Source organism: Pseudovibrio sp. Alg231-02, assembly GCF_900143565.1.
In the GTDB taxonomy this organism is placed as follows: Bacteria; Pseudomonadota; Alphaproteobacteria; order Rhizobiales; family Stappiaceae; genus Pseudovibrio.
This window is the reverse complement of sequence record NZ_FREX01000003.1, coordinates 161,927-183,002: the sequence shown is the minus strand read 5'-3', so window position 1 is coordinate 183,002 and position 21,076 is coordinate 161,927. Positions and strand designations below refer to the sequence as shown.

Annotated in this window: 18 protein-coding genes; 13 read left to right on the top strand and 5 right to left on the bottom strand. The window is 51.3% G+C overall.

Annotated elements, in window-relative coordinates; genetic code table 11:
- The first annotated feature begins 66 nt into the window (after positions 1-66).
- The 9 genes from rpsT to gyrB all read left to right on the top strand — a co-directional run bounded on the left by rpsT (position 67) and on the right by gyrB (position 10,650).
- The gene (gene rpsT / locus DHN43_RS10350; protein ID WP_057463136.1) at positions 67-333 is read left to right on the top strand and encodes a 30S ribosomal protein S20; all 267 of its coding nucleotides are present in this window, start codon (positions 67-69) and stop codon (positions 331-333) included.
- Between the two features lie 679 nt (positions 334-1,012).
- Complete coding sequence (locus tag DHN43_RS10345) at positions 1,013-1,447, top strand: rhodanese-like domain-containing protein (RefSeq protein WP_057463135.1); 435 nt, start codon at positions 1,013-1,015, stop codon at positions 1,445-1,447.
- Positions 1,448-1,623: 176 nt separating this feature from the next.
- Positions 1,624-3,090, top strand: coding sequence for a chromosomal replication initiator protein DnaA (gene dnaA / locus DHN43_RS10340; protein WP_057463134.1), 1,467 nt, complete (start codon positions 1,624-1,626; stop codon positions 3,088-3,090).
- Between the two features lie 347 nt (positions 3,091-3,437).
- Positions 3,438-4,556, top strand: a complete 1,119-nt coding sequence (gene dnaN / locus DHN43_RS10335) for a DNA polymerase III subunit beta (protein WP_063286480.1) — start codon at positions 3,438-3,440, stop codon at positions 4,554-4,556.
- 118 nt (positions 4,557-4,674) lie between these two features.
- The gene (gene recF, locus DHN43_RS10330; RefSeq protein ID WP_108818543.1) at positions 4,675-5,805 is read left to right on the top strand and encodes a DNA replication/repair protein RecF; all 1,131 of its coding nucleotides are present in this window, start codon (positions 4,675-4,677) and stop codon (positions 5,803-5,805) included.
- Positions 5,806-5,972: 167 nt separating this feature from the next.
- Positions 5,973-6,605: a LysE family translocator gene (locus DHN43_RS10325; RefSeq protein WP_108818542.1), complete on the top strand. Its 633-nt coding sequence runs from the start codon at positions 5,973-5,975 to the stop codon at positions 6,603-6,605.
- Positions 6,606-6,618: 13 nt separating this feature from the next.
- A complete protein-coding gene (locus tag DHN43_RS10320) occupies positions 6,619-7,239 on the top strand; it encodes a LysE family translocator (RefSeq protein ID WP_063317164.1) in 621 nt (206 codons plus the stop codon).
- An 89-nt stretch (positions 7,240-7,328) separates the two neighbouring features.
- Positions 7,329-7,952: a LysE family translocator gene (locus DHN43_RS10315; RefSeq protein WP_108818541.1), complete on the top strand. Its 624-nt coding sequence runs from the start codon at positions 7,329-7,331 to the stop codon at positions 7,950-7,952.
- Positions 7,953-8,196: 244 nt separating this feature from the next.
- Positions 8,197-10,650, top strand: a complete 2,454-nt coding sequence (gene gyrB, locus DHN43_RS10310; RefSeq protein WP_063286294.1) for a DNA topoisomerase (ATP-hydrolyzing) subunit B — start codon at positions 8,197-8,199, stop codon at positions 10,648-10,650.
- Between the two features lie 92 nt (positions 10,651-10,742).
- Here the strand turns inward: gyrB and DHN43_RS10305 are convergent, their stop codons facing one another.
- From DHN43_RS10305 to DHN43_RS10290, 4 genes are all read right to left on the bottom strand, one after another.
- Positions 10,743-11,459, bottom strand: coding sequence for a GntR family transcriptional regulator (locus DHN43_RS10305; protein ID WP_063294341.1), 717 nt, complete (start codon positions 11,457-11,459; stop codon positions 10,743-10,745).
- Between the two features lie 366 nt (positions 11,460-11,825).
- Positions 11,826-12,263, bottom strand: coding sequence for a PaaI family thioesterase (locus tag DHN43_RS10300; RefSeq protein ID WP_108818540.1), 438 nt, complete (start codon positions 12,261-12,263; stop codon positions 11,826-11,828).
- Positions 12,264-12,381: 118 nt separating this feature from the next.
- Positions 12,382-12,786: a MarR family winged helix-turn-helix transcriptional regulator gene (locus tag DHN43_RS10295; RefSeq protein WP_108818539.1), complete on the bottom strand. Its 405-nt coding sequence runs from the start codon at positions 12,784-12,786 to the stop codon at positions 12,382-12,384.
- 122 nt (positions 12,787-12,908) lie between these two features.
- Entirely contained in the window at positions 12,909-13,232 is a 324-nt protein-coding gene (locus DHN43_RS10290) for an antibiotic biosynthesis monooxygenase family protein (RefSeq protein WP_057463125.1), read from the bottom strand.
- Positions 13,233-13,644: 412 nt separating this feature from the next.
- Between DHN43_RS10290 and DHN43_RS10285 the strand changes: the two genes are divergently transcribed.
- From DHN43_RS10285 to DHN43_RS10275, 3 genes are read left to right on the top strand one after another with little or no spacing between them, the layout of a single operon-like run.
- Entirely contained in the window at positions 13,645-14,559 is a 915-nt protein-coding gene (locus DHN43_RS10285; RefSeq protein WP_208995173.1) for a heme/hemin ABC transporter substrate-binding protein, read from the top strand.
- A 12-nt stretch (positions 14,560-14,571) separates the two neighbouring features.
- Positions 14,572-15,675 carry a FecCD family ABC transporter permease gene (locus tag DHN43_RS10280; RefSeq protein ID WP_108818538.1) on the top strand — a complete coding sequence of 368 codons (1,104 nt, stop codon included), beginning with the start codon at positions 14,572-14,574 and terminating at the stop codon, positions 15,673-15,675.
- A gap of 9 nt (positions 15,676-15,684) precedes the next feature.
- Positions 15,685-16,497 (top strand): heme ABC transporter ATP-binding protein, encoded by an 813-nt coding sequence (locus tag DHN43_RS10275; RefSeq protein ID WP_108818537.1) that lies wholly within the window; start codon positions 15,685-15,687, stop codon positions 16,495-16,497.
- A 92-nt stretch (positions 16,498-16,589) separates the two neighbouring features.
- Here DHN43_RS10275 and DHN43_RS10270 read toward each other — a convergent pair whose 3' ends face one another.
- Complete coding sequence (locus DHN43_RS10270; protein ID WP_108818536.1) at positions 16,590-16,805, bottom strand: hypothetical protein; 216 nt, start codon at positions 16,803-16,805, stop codon at positions 16,590-16,592.
- Positions 16,806-17,430: 625 nt separating this feature from the next.
- Here DHN43_RS10270 and DHN43_RS10265 point away from each other — a divergent pair.
- Positions 17,431-20,994: a 1,4-beta-glucanase gene (locus DHN43_RS10265; protein ID WP_108818535.1), complete on the top strand. Its 3,564-nt coding sequence runs from the start codon at positions 17,431-17,433 to the stop codon at positions 20,992-20,994.
- Positions 20,995-21,076 lie beyond the last annotated feature (82 nt).

Here is a 21,076-nt window from a genome sequence, read left to right as displayed (position 1 = left end):
GGCGGCTTTGGGCGGTCTCGTTCGCGATTTGAAAACAGTTCTTACTGACAGATCAGGACAGAGCCCATGGCCAACACTCCTTCGGCCAAGAAGGCGGCACGTAAAATTGCTCGCCAGACGGCCACTAATAAGGCTCGCCGTAGCCGCGTACGTACATACGTTCGTAAAGTGGAAGAAGCAATTGTCGCGGGTGACCAGACAGCTGCTAACGAAGCATTCAAAGTTGCACAGCCTGAAATCATGCGTGCATCTACTAAAGGCGTTATGCATGCGAACACTGCGTCTCGCAAAGTATCCCGCATGAATGCCCGCATTAAGGCACTCGGCGCCTAATCCAATTTTTTTGGACTAAAAAAGCCCGGTCGTATGGCCGGGCTTTTTTGTTAGCTGGATAAGCTTACCCTAGGATAAAACTGGGGCATTTTCACGGCGGATAGCCTGTGGACTAGTCTCGGAGCCTGTCAAGGAAAATCCTTAAAAAACAATGGATTGGCTCTAGGTTAAAATTGTCACAGTTGAAATGAGCAGATTCTTGGTGAGTCAAGAGATGGCCGGATAAATTTTTTTTATTCGCTTCCCGGGCCCACCATTAACCAAGCGCATATCGAGAAAGTTGTTGAGTTCACTGCTTTTTGCCGAACTTAGCCGTTGACGACATATGAGCTTGACCTTGCGTCACAGAAAGGGCATTTGCGTTTTGTAAACTTTCCGCTATTGCGGGACCAAAATCGGCTGTGTATGGTCAAGAAGAAGTCGGGTTGCTACCCGATCCCAGCATACAAGTTAGAAGAATCGAACCAGGGTCGGGCAAAGCTGGTTAGATGGCGTAAAGTCTAGGCGTTGCATTTTATAGTAATTGCAATTTAGACTACTAGAGTTGTTGCGTCATTTTGCTGCTATTGTTGCTTTTCCTTCTGATTTTTCTTGAATTTCGATTTTGAGTCTTTTTATAGTGGCTTACTCATTTGGGTGAGCAAACGTAATGCGTCTAGGTTAGTAAATGGAAGTATCTATGCATGAGTCCTATGCAGGTGATCGAAGCGTAACGGAAGTTTTCGAGAGCCTTAAAGCTGATGGTTCTGCAATTCTTGTAGATGTAAGAACCAACGCTGAATGGACCTTCGTAGGCATTCCGGATCTTTCCAAATTGGAGAAGGAAGTCATCCTTGCTGAATGGCAGGGTTTCCCATCCAATGGCCCTCATGAGGGCTTTGCGAGTCAACTTTCTGACGCATTGACGCAAAAAGGACTTGACCAAAACGCTGCAATCTTCTTTTTGTGCCGCTCTGGAGTTCGGAGTAAGGCAGCAGCGATCGCGATGACAGCCCTTGGCTATAAAAACTGCTACAACGTGGCAGACGGCTTTGAAGGCGGTCATGATGCTGAAGGTCATCGAGGCTCGGTTTCTGGGTGGAAGGCTCAAGGTCTTCCGTGGAGCCAAGGATAGCTCCCAAGAAATATTAGAATTTAGCAACGGTGTGTGGGCGCCACACCGATGTGATGTTTTTGTCTAATGGCAACGAAATAAAAAAGCGTCTGGTTCAACAAAGCTCGAAATGAGCGCAATAGATTTGATGGTTGAGTATCTGTGGCGGAATACTCAACGGCTGCAAGGAGGCGAGCATGCACGTTCAGGAAGCTCCAGGGCCGGAGCAATGGGATCGCGTTAAGAAACGTCTACGTGTTGAGTTGGGTGAAGATGTATTCTCCAGCTGGTTTGCACGTGTAGACATGGAAGGGCACACCAACGGCACCGTTCGTTTGTCTGTTCCTACACGGTTTTTGAAGCAATGGATTCAGTCTCATTATTCAGAGCGTCTGATGGGACTTTGGAAAAATGAATGTGATGACATTCATAAGATCGAGCTCACCGTTCGCGGTGCCGTTCGTCCCCGTCCTGCAGCTGCTAAGCCAGCTGCACGCCCAGCGCTGGGTGGCAAGACTGATATGCGCCCAATTCAGGTAAATGATCCTGTTGGTCTGCGCGCAACGTCCCCAATGCCATCTATGATGGGCGGTCGAGGTGGTCGTTCCGACCTTTCCTCTAAAGACGTACTCGAGGGGGCATCCCTCGATCCGAAATACGTCTTCGAAAGTTTTGTTGAAGGTGAATCCAACGTTCTGGCTCTTGCAGCAGCAAAGCAAGTTGCAGGCGGCGGTGTCGTAACCTTTAACCCACTTTACCTCCATGCTTCTGTAGGTCTTGGTAAGACCCACTTGATGCAGGCGATTGCAAATCAGGCCCGTATGGCTGGTCGCCGTGTTCTGTACCTCACCGCAGAGCATTTCATGTACCGCTTCGTTGCCGCGCTTCAGGCGCAGTCTGCAATGTCCTTCAAGGAAACTCTGCGTTCTATCGATCTTCTTCTGATCGATGACATGCAGTTCCTTCACGGCAAGCAGGTGCAGCAGGAGTTCTGCCACACTCTTAATGCATTGATTGATGGTGCTCGTCAGGTTGTTGTTGCAGCTGACCGCGCTCCGGCTGAATTGGAAAGCCTGGATGATCGCGTTCGCTCCCGCCTGGCAGGTGGTCTGGTCGTAAATATCTCCGAACCAGATTTCCAGCTTCGTCGCGCTATCATTGAAGATCGTATGCGTGCTCAGCAGCGCTCATACCCGAACTTCACTGTGCCAGAGGCCGTTCTGGACTACGTTGCTCGCAACGTAACCTCTTCAGGTCGCGATCTGGAAGGTGCTCTGAACCGTCTCGTTGCGCATAATCAGCTGACAAACTCTCCGGTAACTCTGGAAATGGCTGAAATCACTCTGCGTGATCTCATCCGTGCAGCTGAACCACGCCGCGTTAAAATCGAAGACATTCAGCGCGTTGTGTCAAAACATTATAACGTCACAAAAGCAGATCTGCTTTCTGCACGCCGGACACGCACCATCGTGCGTCCTCGTCAAATCGCTATGTATCTCGCTAAGATGATGACCCCACGTTCTCTGCCAGAGATCGGTCGTCGCTTCGGCAATCGTGACCACACAACAGTACTTCATGCAGTTCGTAAAATCGAAGAGCTCTCCAAGGCAGATAACGGTCTTGCGCAGGAGCTGGAGCTGCTGAAGCGTATGCTGGACGCCTAGAGCGCATTCCATTTGATTGGCTTCAATCAAATGATCTGAATGAGCTCAAGGAAAGAACTTAGAGCACGATGCGTGAATGCAACGTGCTCTAATAAGCGTCCTTTACACGGAGCCATCTGGACTCCTTGCAGGAATTTGGTGATTATTGGGGCGCTGCTTGCAGCGCCCCTCTTGCATTTTGCGAGCTAAACGTGCAGTTTGAACGACCCTGCACGAGGTTAAACTCGGCATAGTGGGCAAGTGCAGACCAAGTGGGCCTCTGCACTGAAACTGGGCAATTTGTATTAGTAATTCGCGGAGTTCGCTGCACCGGCGCGATGCTCCGCCCAGAAGAATGGACGTTTCGCATGAAAGTGACACTTGAGCGGACCGAGCTTTTGAAGTCTCTGACCCACGTACACCGTGTGGTGGAACGGCGGAACACCATTCCGATCCTCTCCAACGTGATGCTGCAGGCTGAAGGTGGCAACCTCAAGCTCAAGGCAACAGATTTGGATCTTGAGGTCGTGGAAAGCATCGCGGCAATGGTCGAAACGCCAGGTGGAACCACAGTGCCAGCTCACATGATCTACGAGATCGTGCGCAAGCTGCCAGATGGTTCTCAGGTTGTTTTGGAAACGTCTGGTGATGACAGCACTATGGAAATTCGCGCCGGGCGCTCCCGCTTCGCGCTGCAAATCCTGCCAGTCACCGACTTTCCTGACCTGACTGCAGGTGAGTTCACTCACAGCTTCACCATGACCGCAGGCGGTATCCGCAAGTTGATCAACAGCACTCAGTTTGCGATCTCTACGGAAGAAACCCGCTACTACCTCAATGGTATCTACATGCACTCTCTGGATATCGGAGAAGGCCTGCGTTTCCGCGCTGTCGCAACGGACGGACACCGCCTCGCTCAGGCTGAGCTTGAGGCGCCGGAAGGCTCCGAGGGTATGCCTGGTATCATCGTACCGCGTAAAACCGTTGGCGAAATTCAGAAGCTGCTGGATGATCCGGAAGTTGAGATCAAAGTTGAGATCTCTGAAACCAAGATCCGTTTCACCATTGGTGACATCATCCTGACCTCAAAACTCATCGACGGAACCTTCCCGGATTATGAGCGCGTCATTCCAAAAGGAAACGACAAGGAACTGCGCGTTGATCGTGATGCCTTCAAGGAAGCCGTTGATCGCGTATCCACCATCGCATCTGATCGTGGCCGTGCAGTCAAAATGTCCCTGAGCGAAGGTAAGATCGTTCTGACGGTCACCAACCCGGACTCTGGTTCTGCGACTGAAGAAGTTGCAGTTGAGTACGACAACGAAGAATTCGAGATCGGCTTCAACTCCAAGTACCTGTTGGATATCGCAGCTCAGTTGGAAGCAGATTCTGCTCTCTTTACACTTGCGGATTCCGGTTCTCCGACCCTCGTTCGCGATGAAGGTAGTGATGAAGCGCTTTATGTGCTGATGCCAATGCGCGTTTAAATGTTTTGCCCTCGGTCCTAAGCCGGGGGCATTTTTCTTCTGCTACATATTCCCGAAAATAGCAGCCAATTTTCGGATGAGAATATGCTCAAAATTCATGTAACCAAAGAGAGCCTGAATGTCGGATCCAGTGCCTGTGGCGCTTACTCGCCTCGCGCTAACGGATTTTCGAAACTACAACGCAACAAGCGTTGAGTTGAACAGCCGAATGGTCGCTTTTGTTGGCGATAACGGCGCAGGCAAAACCAATATTCTCGAAGCAATCTCCTTTCTCTCCGCTGGTCGAGGTCTCCGCCGCGCAACCCTTGGTGATATCGCCCGGGCCGATGGATCTGGCGGCTGGGCTGTCAGCGCGATCTTGAATGGAGAATTTGGCGAGACCCGCATCGGTACAGGTTTAACTGCCGGAGAACCGGGACGCCGCGTCCGCATTGACGGCGAAGAAGCTCGTTCTTCCGAAGCTCTCCTGGAATACCTTCGTGTTTTGTGGCTGGTCCCGTCCATGGATGGCCTGTTTACGGGCTCAGCCTCTGATCGACGCAAATTTCTCGATCGTCTGGTCCTCTCCCTCAATCCGTCTCATGGCAGAATGGTTGCAAGCTTTGAAAAAGCATTGCGCCAGCGAAATCGCCTGTTGTCTGAGGGCGGAACACCCGAATATCTGGATGCCATCGAAGCGCAGGTTGCTGAACTGGGCACCGCTGTTGCTCTGGCGCGCAGTGAAACCGTGAGTTTGCTGGCCAAAACACTGGAAGCACAAAAGCAGCTCGGCCTCCCCTTCCCGTCCGCAGAAATCCACCTGCAAGGCGCGTTTGAAACCGCAACCATCGGCATGAGCGCATCAGATCGGGAAGATTGCTATCGCGATTTGCTGGTGGAAGGCCGCTTCCGCGACCGTGCCGCAGGGCGTACTCTGGATGGCCCGCACCGCTCTGACCTTTACGTGGTTCATAGCGAAAAGCAAATGCCCGCCGCGCAAGCTTCAACTGGAGAGCAAAAAGCGCTGTTGATTGGCTTGGTTTTGGCACATGCAGACCTCACCTCATCGATTTCCGGCATGACCCCGATCCTGCTGCTGGATGAAGTCGCCGCCCATCTGGATCCTGGCCGCCGCGAAGCACTCTTTACACGGCTGGAAGTTCTGGGCGGTCAGGTTTTCATGACTGGCACCGACGAAAACCTCTTCAAAGACCTGCCAAGTGCGGCACAGATTTTCGAGGTTGCAAACGGTGGTATTGCGCTAAGCTGAAAGTGTCATCATTGAGCTGGCTTGAAGGCAAGCCGCTTTTATCTCGCTTGTCAGAGAAATATCCTTGTGATTAGTCTTGGGCGGTATTCTAGAAAAGCAGAGACAAGCTTTCCGATGAGAATACGCGAACTGCGTTAAGCGCCTTATCTCTGACCTAAGTGATCCCCATGGACTTGCAAATTCTCCTCGTATTTGGGGCAACTCTGTTTGTTGTTGCCATCACACCTGGCCCTGCGATTACGGCACTGGTTTCGCGCACACTCGGTTTTGGGTTGCAAGGTACACTCACATTTGTCTCTGGCATGCTGATTGGCAGCATGTGTCTGTTTATTCTGGCAATCCTGGGCCTCGCAAAACTGGCGAGTACTTATGTACTGGCGTTCACCATCGTTAAATATGCAGGTGCTGCCTATTTGCTGTTTCTGGCTTGGAAGCTCTGGCGTGCCAGTGGTCTGCAGACAGCGCAGGCAACTGAAGGCACCGCCGCCATAACGCAAAACACCAAAAGCAGTGCCAAAACACTTGTCTCCGGCATGCTGATCACGCTTTCCAATCCTAAAGGCTTGCTGTTCTATGCGGCTTTGATGCCAAGCGTGGTGCCTATGGAAACCATCACGACCATTGGCTTGGTTGAGTTGATGTTTGTTACGCTTGCCGTGTTGTCACTGGTCTTTGCAATCTATATTGGTGTGACCGTACGGGCACGAAGCCTCCTGACCTCAGAAAAAGCCGTGACTCGATTGAATAAGAGCGCGAGTGTTGCAATGTTTGGCACCGCTGCCGCAATCGTGGCGCGATAAGAAGAGCAATAAAATGGAATTGGCAGTTCTTTTGTTTTTTGCAGGAACCTTGTTCGCTGCAGCCATCACACCGGGTCCCGGTATCGCCGCTTTGCTTGCCCGAATTTTCGGACAAGGCATGCGCGGCACACCTATGTTCGTTGTCGGTATGATCTGTGGTGATCTGTTTTGGTTTACGCTCGCAATCATGGGGCTGGCAGCCATCGCAACCAACTACGCGATTATTTTTATGGTGCTCAAATGGGTTGGAGCCGCTTATCTGCTATACGTCGCCTGGGGGATGTGGAACTCAAAAGGCGTATCCCCAACGCAAGATGGGGATGCAGCTGTAGAGGCGTCCTCACGTTTTACAGCCTTGCTCGCTGGTCTATCCATGAACCTGTCCAACCCAAAGGTCGTGATCTTTTATATGGCGCTGATGCCGAACATCGTACCCATGGATAAGATCAACCTGCTGGCTTATTGGGAACTGGCAGCAACCATGGCCAGTGTGTTGTTCATCGTCTTCGGCATCTATGCTTATCTGGCGGTCTCTGCAAAGAAGCTGATTTCGTCGCAAAAAGCATTCCAGCGCCTTAACAGAAGTTCCAGCGTGGTAATGGTCGGCGTGGCAGCAACCATGGTGACCCGCTGAGCAATCTGCTCTTTGAGACGGCGCTTGCGGAAGACTGCGGCGCCGTAAACTGAAAGTGCTTGTCACCACGAAAGAACCGCTGCAGTTTTATGGATGTAACCAGCCTTGCCCTGTTTGGCGGCACGCTTTTCACACTAGCAATTATTCCCGGCCCTGCCGTTTTTGCAATCATTGCCCGTGCGGTGAGCTTTGGCAGCAGCGGTGCAGTGCTGTTCTGTTTGGGGCTGTTGAGTGGTGACCTGCTCTGGTTCTCCATGGCTGCACTGGGATTAGCAGCAATTGCCAGCAGTTTTTCAGGAGCCTTCGTGGCTTTGCAGTGGTTAGGTGCTGCGTATCTAACCTATTTAGCCTGGGGCATCTGGAAGAGCGCAAATGCAGCTCCTTCCGAGGATTACAGCAACTCAATCCCACCACAATCTTCTGCGAAGACATCCTTGTTTGCTGGGCTATTGTTCAACCTGTCAAACCCCAAGGCAATCATGTTCTACCTCGCGCTCATGCCCAATTTGGTCAGCGTTGAGGAAATGAGCCTGCTGGGCTTTGTTGAACTCGCCGCTGTGCTGTCAGCCATCTTACTGATCATCAACGGTGCCTATTCATTTCTGGCAGTCAAACTTTGCCAGTTCTTGTGGTCAGAAAAGACGATGTACTTGATTAATCGAATGGCTTCTCTGGGACTTCTCGGCATCGCAGTCCTGATGATTACACGGTAGCAATAGCACCGATAAGTCGTTTCAATTTTCAGAAAATGCCAGGCACAAAAATGAAAACTTGGGGTGCTAATCGTGCAAGCAAATCCATGGGATGCACGCTAAGGAAATTATCCCCCCTTAAAAATAGTGTTTATGCAATATTTCCCTTGGTTTACGAGCGCTTAAACTCCCAGATTGCTTGAACCATTTGCCCAACCAATTATAACATGAACCCTAATGAAAACCGTTGTGTGAAGTGATTCGAATGAGCGAAACGTCGACCCCTGAAAATGGCGGACCTGAGCAGGAAAATGGCGCAGGTGAATACGGTGCAGATTCCATCAAAGTGCTGAAAGGCCTGGATGCTGTACGTAAACGCCCCGGCATGTATATCGGTGATACCGATGATGGCTCGGGCCTGCACCATATGGTCTATGAGGTTGTCGACAACTCCATCGATGAAGCGCTGGCCGGTCATGCTGATTATGTGACCGTTACGTTGAACGCTGATGGTTCTGTCTCGGTAACCGATAACGGACGCGGTATTCCGGTAGACATTCACTCGGAAGAGGGAATTTCTGCGGCTGAAGTTATTATGACCCAGCTCCACGCTGGTGGTAAGTTTGACAGCAACTCCTACAAGGTATCCGGCGGTCTGCACGGTGTGGGTGTTTCTGTGGTGAACGCACTGTCCACCACATTGGAGCTGCGTGTATTCCGCAATGACAAAGAGCACTTCCTTCGCTTCCATCACGGTGAGGCTGAAGCTCCTTTGAAAGTTGTCGGCGACGCTCCGGGTAAATCCGGTACTGAGGTGACCTTCACTCCATCTCCTCAAACCTTCACTAAAATTGAGTTTGATTACGACACCCTTGAGCACCGCCTGCGCGAGCTGGCCTTCCTCAACTCCGGTGCCCGTATCATCCTGACAGATAATCGTGGTGTTGAGCCTCGCGTTGAAGAGCTCTACTACGAAGGTGGTCTGGAAGCTTTCGTTCGTTATCTGGACCGTGCCAAGCATCCACTCATCGAAGAGCCTGTTACAATGATTGCCGAAAAAGACGGCATCACTGTAGAAGTGGCGATGTGGTGGAACTCCAGCTATCACGAAAACGTTCTGTGCTTCACAAACAACATCCCACAGCGTGATGGTGGTACGCACCTTGCTGGTTTCCGCGCCGCTCTGACACGTCAGTTGACCGGCTACGCAGACTCATCAGGGATCCTGAAGCGTGAGAAAGTAAACCCAACTGGCGAAGATTGCCGCGAAGGCCTGTCCTGCGTGCTTTCAGTAAAAGTGCCGGATCCTAAGTTCTCCTCCCAGACCAAAGACAAGCTGGTTTCCTCAGAAGTCCGTCCGGTGGTTGAGAACCTCGTTGGTGAAGCGCTGTCTACATGGCTGGAAGAAAACCCGGCTCCGGCAAAGTCCATTGTTTCCAAAGTCGTGGAAGCGGCGAGCGCTCGCGAAGCTGCTCGTAAAGCTCGCGAGCTCACACGCCGCAAAGGCGCGCTGGATATCGCGTCCCTACCCGGTAAGCTGGCCGATTGTCAGGAGCGCGATGCTTCTAAAGCTGAACTCTTCATAGTGGAGGGTGATTCCGCGGGTGGCTCTGCCAAACAGGGCCGTGACAGATCAAATCAGGCTGTGCTGCCGCTGAAGGGTAAGATCCTGAACGTCGAACGCGCACGTTTTGATAAAATGATCTCCTCGCAGGAAATCGGCACGCTGATCACTGCATTGGGAACAGGTATCGGCAACGAGGAATTCAACCTCGAAAAGCTCCGCTACCATAAGATCATCATCATGACCGATGCGGACGTCGACGGTGCGCACATTCGTACGCTTCTGTTGACCTTCCTCTTCCGTCAGATGCCTGATCTGATTGAAAACGGCTACGTCTATATCGCTCAGCCTCCGCTTTATAAGGTTACGCGTGGCAAGTCCGAGCAGTACCTGAAAGATGAAGCGGCCTTTGAAGAATACCTGATCGGCAGTGGTCTGGATGAGACGTCACTCAGCCTTGCAAGCGGCGAAGTGCGCATGGGTGAAGACCTGCGTAGCGTCGTTAATGAGGCTCGTGAAATCTCCGACGTTCTTAACGGTTTGCATTCCCGCTACAACAAAGCTGTTGTCGAGCAGGCTGCGATCGCCGGTGCGCTGAACTCCGACAACCTGCACAACCACGAAAAAGCGCAGGAAGCTGCAGCTTACATTGCGCGTCGCCTGGACATTCTGGCCGACGAGTTTGAGCGTGGTTGGGAAGGTGAAGCAACTGAAGAGGGTGATCTCATCTTCAGCCGTGTTGTTCGCGGCGTGAAAGAAGTCACCACGATTGATGCTGCCCTACTGGCTTCTGCAGATGCGCGTCGCCTCGACAGCTACTTCAAGCATCTGGATGAGGTCTATCACAAGGCCGCATCCTTGGTGCGCAAAGACAAGTCTGTCGAAATTCGCGGCCCACAAGCCCTTCTGGAGGCTGTTTACGCGCAAGGGCGTCGTGGCATCTCCATGCAGCGCTATAAGGGACTGGGTGAGATGAACCCAGAACAGCTTTGGGAAACCACGCTGGACCCGAATGTACGCTCTTTGCTGCAGGTGAAGATCAAGGAAGCTGACGCAGCTGATGACATCTTTACCAAGCTGATGGGCGATGAAGTTGAGCCACGCCGCGACTTCATTCAAACCAACGCTCTATCCGTTGCGAACCTCGACGTTTAAGCAACGCACAAGCGTAAAAAACAACAAAAGCCGGATGCTTCTGCACTCCGGCTTTTTTTTATGCCTTGCTCCAGCATAAGGCTGGCGACGGTCTAAATGGAAAGACTGAGGAAGGTGTGCTCTGACATCCAGCGGTCAAACAGAAAGCTCACATGCCCACGCGCAGCGTTTGCAGCTTCTTCAGGCGTGCCATTGCAATGCGTTTCGATGATCGCAATATGCTTTTCATGAATGTCAGTACCATTGAGTGGAATGTCTCGGTGAGACAGCGTCACACGATGCATATGGAGTGCACAACGTTCCAGAATAGGCTCTAATCCGCGCAAGTTTGCCTGACGGAACAGAGTTGCATGGAAGAGGCGGTCATAAGCACTGCAAAGAAACACCTCGTTGTCATCGGCTGCCTGACACATAGCATCCAGAATTTCAAAGAGCCGGTCGCGCGTCTCGCCTGAAATGTTAGAGGCAATCATTCGTCCGGCTTGCTCTTCCAGCTGCATGCGGATTTTGACAATCTCGACAGCTTCAGCGCGGCTGATACCCGCAACGCGAGTGCCTTTGTAATCGTGCCGTACCACTAGGCCGGACTGCTGAAGTTTAAGCAAGGCCTCACGTACAGTTCCCTGCGCGCAATCACACGCATCAGCTACCGTCTGTTCGGCAATTGCTTCACCAGGCTTAAGAGCACCAACGATGATCTGTTCTTCTAAATAAAGATAGACAGCGTCACTTTTACGATTGCTGGTGGATGACCAGGGAGAAATTCCAAAGCGAGAAACGAGCGAGCGGTCCGAGATCGAGTGCAGCATGACAGAAAGCGCTTTTTTTTGGATAGAGACGAATCCGAGAGCACATTACACTAAATAGCTTCGGATTTCTCATCACAGGAACACCATAAGCACGTATAGCGTGTAAACTATGTTACGTGCAATTGTAAAATATAGTTCCTTAGGGGTAGGGCGTATTGTTGCGCCCTTCATTGTAACTATTATTTAATCGAATAAAAAGACACAATTTCAAGGCTATAAATTCTAATTAATTGGCAGTTTTGAAGAGTTTCAACCAACGGAACAGAAAATATAGCAGACAAAAATAAATTAATTTAGCCAGCTAATTTGTCCACAAAAGAAGGAGCACATAGAGGCGATTATGTGCTCCTATCCAAAACTATGCGATCAGGATTCTGGTTTGATCATCACAGTTCCAGAAGCGTAGGCGTAAATTTTACCTTCTTCGTCGACGATTTCTCCGGCAGAGATCCCGGTCTGGCGCGTCATGCTGACCACGCGGCCTTCAGCGTAAAGAACCTGCCCTACCTTAATGGGACGTATGTACTTGACGTTGAGTTCTGAGGTGCCGCGAAAATTGAAGGCGTCTTTGAGCTTGGTCTGAACCGCAAGAGTAAGAACGGAATCCAGCGCTGTCGCAGCATAGCCGCCATGCACTGTGCCGCCCGGATTGAGATGATCATTCGTTGGCATGCATTTAAAACGAACCAGACCATCCTCGATGCGATCAAGGTCTACATTCATGGTTTCCGCCATTGGCGGACGATTGCCCGCTTTCTGCATGGCTTTCAGGAACTCCAGTCCTGACATCACTTTTACGTCCATCTTTTCAATCCGTCCTATTGAAAATCTTTGAGATAAAGGCGTAATCCTGCAAGTGATTGCTGGTGTTCAATCAGATTACGCAATGAAAATAATGCTCAAATGAATTTGAGCGCCCAGCCTAAAGTCGGGTGAGAAGTGCCTTGAGATCGTCCCTCTCACGATCACTCAGCTCCGCAAGAAATCTGGTGTTCGCGTCTTCGGTTAAACTGTCAAGAATTTCGGAAACTTCCTGACCTTGCTTGGTGAGGAAAATATGCTGGGTCCGTCGGTCTTCCGGGCTTGCTTTGCGCTCCAGATACCCGGCGGGGCATAGCCGGTCCAGCACACCGGTAAGTGTTGCATTGTCCAATTCGGCAGCCTTGCCCAGTTGAGACGTTGTGCATCCGTCCTGAACAGCAAGGGCTTGCAACACAATGGATTGCACCGGTGTGAGTCCCAGCTCTTCCAGTTGCTTCTTGTAAAACCGCGCACCACTTCTGGCGCTGCGGGAAAGCAGATAAAAAATGCAATTATCTAAGCGCATCACAGACACTCCATAAATTTTGCATGCAAATAATTTGCATGCAAAGTATAGCGGCGCAATTGATACTTTGGACGGGGGAGAAAGGAAGCTACAGCAAGTTGTAGCTTCCAGTCAGGAAGGCTTTAAGCGACTTCGCGGGTCTCGGTCAGGATGACTTCAAAGCCTTCAAAGTGTGGGCCGCCCAGATAGAAGTTCATGCGGGTGCCAGCGCCTTTATGAGCAGATGCAAACGCTTCAGACTTCGTCCAGCCGACAAAATTCTCATAGGTATCCCAGGTGGTATGGGATGCATAAAGGGTATGGTCTTCAGCTGTCTCGCCTTTGAGCATACGAAATTCGATGTAGCCGGGAACGGAGCTCAGGTGACGCTCACGATTTTTCCAAACGGTTTCAAACTCTTCTTCTTTGCCCCGCACCACGCGGAAACGGTTCATTGCGATGTACACGCCGGAACTCCTTAGCCAATTAGTACATGAGCCTTTCCAGTCAAAAGCTCAGCAAAGTTTCAGGTCTTCAGAGCCACTCTCAAAACACATACCACAATAGGAATGGGAGGGGTATGCGGAGGCTGGCTAGCGATTTAAACCGCTTGGCTGGCAAAATGGTCTTAACGATACGCCAGTTAAAGGCTCTCGATCCGCGTATGTAGAAAAATATGAATTTAATAGTCAAGTATTATTTCTTATATTTGCCTGTCTTCCTTCCCAGCTCAATTTAGAGATTGACCCGATATATAAATATGAGTATTTCACTCATGTTATTTTGAAAGATAGCGTTTTACAAACTGGGCGAATTTGGGAAGCCAGAAGCCACTCATGCCCGAAGGAATGAAATACCTCCTCTCAAATGGGTGCTACCATGCGTGTTCTAACCAGAGCCCTCGATTCATTTTCTCTCATGCTTCCTTATGTGGCCGCAGCGCTCCTGAGCTTGTTCTTTGGAATGTTCATCGGTCAGGTCCAGGCTGAGGGCACACAAAATGATCAGCGCATTATCTCAATTGGCTCATCTCTGACAGAAATTGTCTACGCACTGGAAGCTCAGGATCGGTTGGCCGCTGTCGACACCACAAGTCTCTATCCCGAGGAGGCAACAAAGCTTCCCAACGTGGGCTACATGAGAGCTCTCAGCGCAGAAGGCGTGCTCGCAACCAATCCGGATCATATCCTCATGATGGAAGGTTCTGGCCCATCAACAGCGGTTGATGTCCTCAAAGCTGCTTCTATCAAGCTGACGGAAGTGAAAGAGGTTTATTCCCCGGAAGGCATTCTTGAGAAGATTGATGTGGTCGGAACCGCATTGCAGCTTCCAGAGGAAACAAAAGCGCTGAAAGCAAAGGTCAAAGCAGATCTTGATGAGGCAATAGCCTACGCACATCAGCAAGCAAAACCGCTCAAAGTTGTCTTTGTCATCTCTGAAGGAGGCGGAAAACCGCTGGTCGCAGGCCGCGAAACAGGGGCTCATGCCGTAATCGGACTGGCTGGTGCAACCAACGTGTTTGCAAACCTGCGCGGCTACAAACCGGTCTCTAAAGAAGCGCTGATTGCAGCGGCTCCTGATGTTGTGATGATGATGTCTCGTCCGGGCTCAAGCGACCAATCAGAAATTCTCAAAGAACAGGGTTTCAACCTCACCCCTGCAGGCCTAAACGGCAACCTCATCGTCATGGACGGCGTCTATCTCCTCGGCTTCGGCCCTCGCACAGCGCAAGCCCTTCGCGACCTGAGCGATCGCTTTGTGAAAATCACAGCTAAATCTGACGTAAAATCGTGAGGTCAGGCGGCCATGAGTGAGATGACACTGTCTGAGGCGTTCAAGTCACCAGTAACCCATGCAAGAACAAGCAGAGAAATCTGCCAGCAGTACGCCGTTAAGGCACTAACCCTGTTGCTTTTGGTGGTCTGCTTCGTATCGCTGGCTGTTGGGCCAACTGAGGTATCGGTCTCACATATCCTCGGTGCAATTAACTACTGGCTCTTCGGTGATGAAACCGCACTCACGCTCCGAGACAAAGTCGTTCTGATGGATATTCGTATGCCAAGAACGGTACTTGGATGTCTTGTCGGCGCCTCTCTTGCTGCCTCCGGTGCGATGATGCAAGGCTTGTTCCGAAACCCCCTTGCTGATCCGGGTTTGGTGGGAGTTTCATCAGGTGCTGCCCTCGCCGCAGTCTGCGTGATCACTCTGTCTTCCGGTCTGCCTGCATGGATTTTGGATGACTATTCGGTCTACCTCCTCCCATGGGGCGCTTTTGTCGGCGGTGCTGCAACAACCGCCCTGCTCTACAAAGTCGCAACCCGTCGAGGTCAAACCTCCATCGCGACCATGTTGCTGGCAGGCATTGCGCTTGGCGCATTATCTGGTGCTGTCACAGGGTTTCTCGTTTTCGGTAGCACAGACGAAGAACTCAGAGACCTGACATTCTGGGGCATGGGCGGACTGGGAAGTTCCACATGGCCAAGAGTCTGGTCCACACTTCCTTTTGCTCTGGCTGTGCTCGTTTCTCTCCCATTCATTGCAAAGGGTTTGAATGCATTTCTGTTGGGTGAAGCTGAAGCCTTTCATCTGGGGTTCAACACACAACACCTCAAACGTTTGATTATTATTCTGGTTGCGGGTGCAACCGGAGCCTCTGTTGCGGCGGCTGGTGCAATTGGCTTTGTCGGGATTGTTGTGCCCCACGTCTTGAGACTGCTCATTGGACCAGACCACCGCTTCCTCCTGCCATCCTGTGCATTGCTCGGTGCATCCTTACTGGTTGCCGCTGATGTTGTTGCCAGAACGGTGGTCGCGCCTGCTGAACTGCCAATCGGCATCATCACGGCAATTATTGGCGCACCTGTGTTCCTTTCCATCCTGCTTGGCCGCAAAAACCAAGTCCAATTGTGAGGATTCCAGATGCTTGAGGCAATAAACATCACGGTTAGCGTTGGCACAAAAAAACTTCTCCGAGACATCTACTTCCGCAGTTGTCCGGGAGAACTGACAGTAATCATCGGCCCCAATGGCGCCGGCAAGTCGACGCTTCTCAAATGCCTGACGGGTGATTTGTCGCCATCAGAAGGCGACGTAATGCTGGATGGAACGTCTATCTGGTCAGTCCCCGCAGTCGAGCTTGCAAGCCGCCGTGCGGTGTTGCCTCAAAGCTCGCAGCTGTCCTTTCCGTTCTCTGTTGAAGAGGTTGTTATGCTGGGTCTGGTCTCCGGCAGTCATGGCCTAAGCGCAAAGCAACTACGTCCACGCGTTCTGGAAGCTCTGGATCGTGTCGGCCTCACGTCCTACCTGAACAGGTACTATCAGGAACTGTCTGGCGGCGAAAAACAGCGTGTTCATTTGGCTCGTGTGCTTTGTCAGGTTTGGGAACCAAGACAAAATGGCCGTGCCAACTATCTGTTTCTGGATGAGCCGACTGCGAGTTTGGATCTAAAGCACCAGATCGACGTACTGGAGACAGGCCGCAAATACGCGAATGAAGGCGGCGGTGTTATCGCAGTCCTTCATGATATCGATCTGGCCTGCGTCTATGCCGACAAGATCTTTGTGCTGAACCACGGCAATCTGGTTGCGCACGGCACGCCGCAGGATGTTGTAACAACCGACCTGCTCCGCTCGGTCTACCACCTTGATGACCGCATGCTGGAAACCAAGTGGGGCCATCTGGCAAAAGGTCAGAACCTCGGCAAATCCTGGTCAGAGCTACGTCCGTCCTAAGTACAGCATAATCACGCGTTGCGGCCTGCGTTCCTGGATGGGCAACCCAGGTCGTTTGCTGTTCTGACTATACAGAAGCAGCGTAAGCGCCCTTAAAGATCGTCCCGCCGCTTAAGGCGCTCTTTCTCGATCTTCTCTTCTTCTTCACGAATGAGATTAAGCGGGTGGAGGGAAAACTCACCTTTGATCGGTACTTTGCGCCTGAGAACCCTGTAGCGGGCAGACCACCTGTTTTTTACGGCAAGAAACAAAAGGGCAATGGACGTAAAGCACAGAGCCAAAGCCATGCTTATAGCGATCGTGGCCATAGCTTCCTCCCAGAATGAACTAGTCACCATTCTCATTTTGGGGGCAAATGCCGATCACTAAAATCAGCAATGTATGCGGGTAGAATTTTAGGGATTGTTTAGGCACTTTGAGTCGGAAGCCTGATAGTGCGTTCAGCACCTGTGATATCCGCATAATTCACAAGAATGTGTAGGTACATATCCTAAAGTAATACAAGCCAAATAAGGCAAATAAGGCACCTTAAACGCCAATAAAATACCAAAGATCTTTCTAAATCAATAGAATCGTTAAGCCGCGGAAATACTGAGAGAAAACAGAATCGTTAGATTCTAAAAACGGTATTCTGTGATGTAAAACATTGAATCGCAGAGATTTTTTTAAATTCGTCTGTAATAAATACTCCATTTTTCTTTCGAAATTTGGCCCCAATTTCCAGAAAAATCAGCCTCGTCGAACGCGGAAGCGATCAGATGCACTGCAAACAATGCGCTGTTGGAAACGCAAAGATCAAAATTGCAGTCAGATCGCATCAACGTTCGTTTTTAACGAGAGCGGCTCGGTGAGCCTTCCGGACCTTAGCAATTCGGCTTGCTCCTTTAATTTCGGAGTTGTCTGGGACCTCTCAATAAAAACTGAGGGAATACAATGGACTATCGTGGCACATATGACGAATTCCGTGACGCATTGCGGGCTTTCGAATCCGGTTGGGATCGCGAAAGATACAACGACGGCAGAATTCAGGATTGGCAGCTCACTGAATGGGCAGGCGGTCCGGTGCAAGACTTCTTTCCAGAGTATGACAGTTGGGGGGATCTGAACGACGACCAATGGAGTGCGATGTCTTATCGCTCCACCAACTCACTTGGGTTCGTCGGCTACCAGTTCGGTGAAGCTCTGCTTATCGATCTGGGCTACTATGATGATGATGTCTTTTACGGCAACGGCGCATCCACTAACACTTGGGATGGTACCTGGACCGGTAAAAACGGCGTCGACTCACTAGAAGAGTTTATGACTCCTGAAGCACAGGAAGTTGCCATTCAGGAAGCATTTGGCTTCAATCTCCAGATTATCGAAAACGGATTGTCCAACAGCGGCCAGTCACTGGACGACTTTATTGGACAGGACTTTACCTACGAGCAGAACGGTCAGGAAGTCAGCGTAACCCTCACACTGACGGGTATTTTGGCTGCTGCCCACTTGCGTGGCGCATACGGTACACTTGCTCTCCTGCAGGGCGGCAACGTTTCTCAGGATGAATACGGCACCTCAATTCTGCAGTATGTTGAGCAGTTTGGCGGCTTTGAAAGCCCAACTGTTGATGAAGCAATCGACTACTTCCAGGATCGTCTGACTGGCGAAGAAGGCCTGAACGGCACTCTGCCAGGCGTTGGTGTTCCAAAAGAAGATGCCGATGTGGTTGTCACATGGTCCTATGGTGAACAGGAAGTCGTCAACGACTTCGATACAGAAGATGGCGTGATCTTCGTTGACTGGATCAGTGCTGACCAGCTCGAAGTAACCGAGACACCAGACGGTGTGCTCTTCTCTATTCCGTCCAATGGCGGGCAGACGCTGCTCCTGGCCGGGGTTGCACTTGCTGACCTGACACTGGCAAACTTCTCCATTCAGGATGCATCAGCAGCTGAATTGATCAGAGACCTTGTTGGCGGAAACACTCAGCCTGAAGAACCAACAGATCCTGTTGATCCGGTAGACCCTGTGGATCCGGTTGATCCCGTTGACCCGGTAGATCCTGTCGACCCGGTTGATCCAGGCGATGGCGATGATGGGCATGGTGGCCATACTGGCGACATGTATATGCTCGGTCTGGACAGTGAGTCTCAGGTCATCGCAGACTTCGATCCATCCTCTGACATGATCCATATTCTGGAAGGTGTGACTGGCGAACAGTTTGAAATCTTCGAGGAAAGCGGCGACGCACTCGGACAAACAGTCCGCATCGTGATCACTGATCAGTTCGGTAACATCATGTCCACCACCATCTTCCAGGGTGTGACACTCTCCGATCTGTCTTTGGCAAACTTCTCTGTCGCAGACCAGTCTGCGTTCAACGAAGTTGTCTCTGCCATTGGTGAGACCGTTGAAGTGCCAGACCCAAGTCAGGGCGGCGGATACGAGCTTGTTTACGACAACGACGGTTCAAACCCACCAACAGTCACCGGCACGACCGATGAAGGTGGTTCCAAGTTCCGCGCTGACGTAAACGCAGACGATATCGTTGGCTTTGACCCTGATCGGGACGAGCTGGACTTCGGCGGAACATCTGTTCACGGCCTCATCGTGACCAAGTCTCCTGCTGGTGAAATTGTTCTCGACAGCCCGTGGAGCTCTTCTGCACAAATCGTGCAGGGCGTCACCTTCCAGGATGTCGACATCTCAGACTTCGGAGTGGTCGGTAATGAACACCTCCGTCAAGATCTTGGTGGCGTGGTCTCTTGGGAACAAGGCGTGGGCCCTCGCGAAGACGACACAGTCTACATCCGGTCTCATGAGTACGGCGTACACGAAGTTATCTCTGACTTTGACCCATCATCCATGAAGATCAGCTTCCTGTACTACGGTACACGTGAGCGTCTGAGCGTTGAAGAAACCGACGACGGCCTGCTGATCTCTACTCTGCCAAGTGGTCAGAGCTTCCTGTTCGAAGGCATTTCTCTTGATGATCTGGTTCCAGGTCAGCTGGAATTCCACTTCGATCAGGTTATGGAAGATAACCTTGAAGTTCCATTCGGATTTGATCAGGGTGACGTGACCCTCGTTAGCCGTGAAGGCCTGTTGACTCCGGAAGCGCCAGCTGGCGACACAACGGATGGCCACCAGACCAGACCGGGTGACTTCGGCCCAACCGATCCGGTTGACCCAGTCGACCCAACTGATCCAGATCCGGACCCAGTTGATCCAGTTGATCCAGTCGATCCGGTTGACCCAGTTGATCCGGGTACAGGCACTCCAGGTCAGGTTCCTGGTGATGGTGTGGTCGTGTTCACATGGGCTTGGGGTGAAAACAGCGTTATCACCGACTTCAACCCAGCGGAACATAAGATCAGTATTGGTTGGATCAGTGCAGACCAGATCAGCTTCACAGAATCTGAAGACGGTCTCGTGATCTCCCTGCCTTCAAATGGTGGACAAACCCTCCTGCTGGAAGGTGTGTTCCTTGAGGATCTGAATGCCGATAACTTCGACATTAAAGATCCATCTACATTGCAGGAAATCCTTGATCTGCTCAGCGGTGAAGGTTCACAGCCACCTGTCGACCCAACTCCGGATCCAGATCCAACTCCGGACCCAGACCCAACCCCAGATCCTGACCCGGTCGATCCTGTAGATCCAGTGGATCCGGTTGACCCAGTTGATCCGGGCGATGGTTCACCTCGTGAGTTCACACTGGATTGGCAGTGGGGCAAGCAGGAAGAAGTCGCAAACTTCAATCCGGAACAGGATACCGTGAACATCGGTTGGATTGGCGGCGGCCAGTTCGAAGTGGAACAGACCGACAATGGTGTGTTGTTCACTCTGCCGGGTAACGGTGGTCGGTCACTTCTGCTGGTTGGCATTGTCGTAGCTGATCTGACAGCAAACAGCATCATCGCAAATGATGCAGCTGCTCAGGCTAAGATTGATGACTTCCTGTCAAATGCTGACAATCTGGCAGATGTGGGAACTCAGTCCGAAGCTGAAAGTGTAGACTCTACCTACATTCCAGAGGCTCCTGAAGCATCAACCACTGCACAGGAAGCAGCTGCTTCCAATGACAGAGACGATGATGCGGTTGCCGCTTCTGCTCAGGAAGCTGAACAGGAAACTGGACCTCGTGAAGCTCAGAATGCTCCTGAACCAGCTCTTGCAGCTGCGGCCAATGGCAATGGAGCAATCGGAGGCGATACCGTTCAGATCAATTGGGATTGGGCATCAGAAGAAGTCATCACAAACTTCGACCCTGCTACCGACACCATTGATTTCGGTAATCTGAATGCATCACAGGTTCAGATCACGGAAGAGAACAACAGTGTTGTGATCGAGGTTCTGGATAACGGTGGTCACACCTACACCTTGAACGGCATCAGCGTAGAAGACCTCTCTGCGGAGAACTTCGAAGCTGACGACTTCAACACCATCGTAACTGAAGAAGGCGGTGTTGTAGATCAGATGCATTCGGTCAATCAGGACGATAACTTGATCTGATCGATGAGCTAACGAAAAGAACTGCTCCCTCCCGGTCATTACCGGGAGGGGGTTTCTTGCTTTAATTCCCGAAGCAATTGAG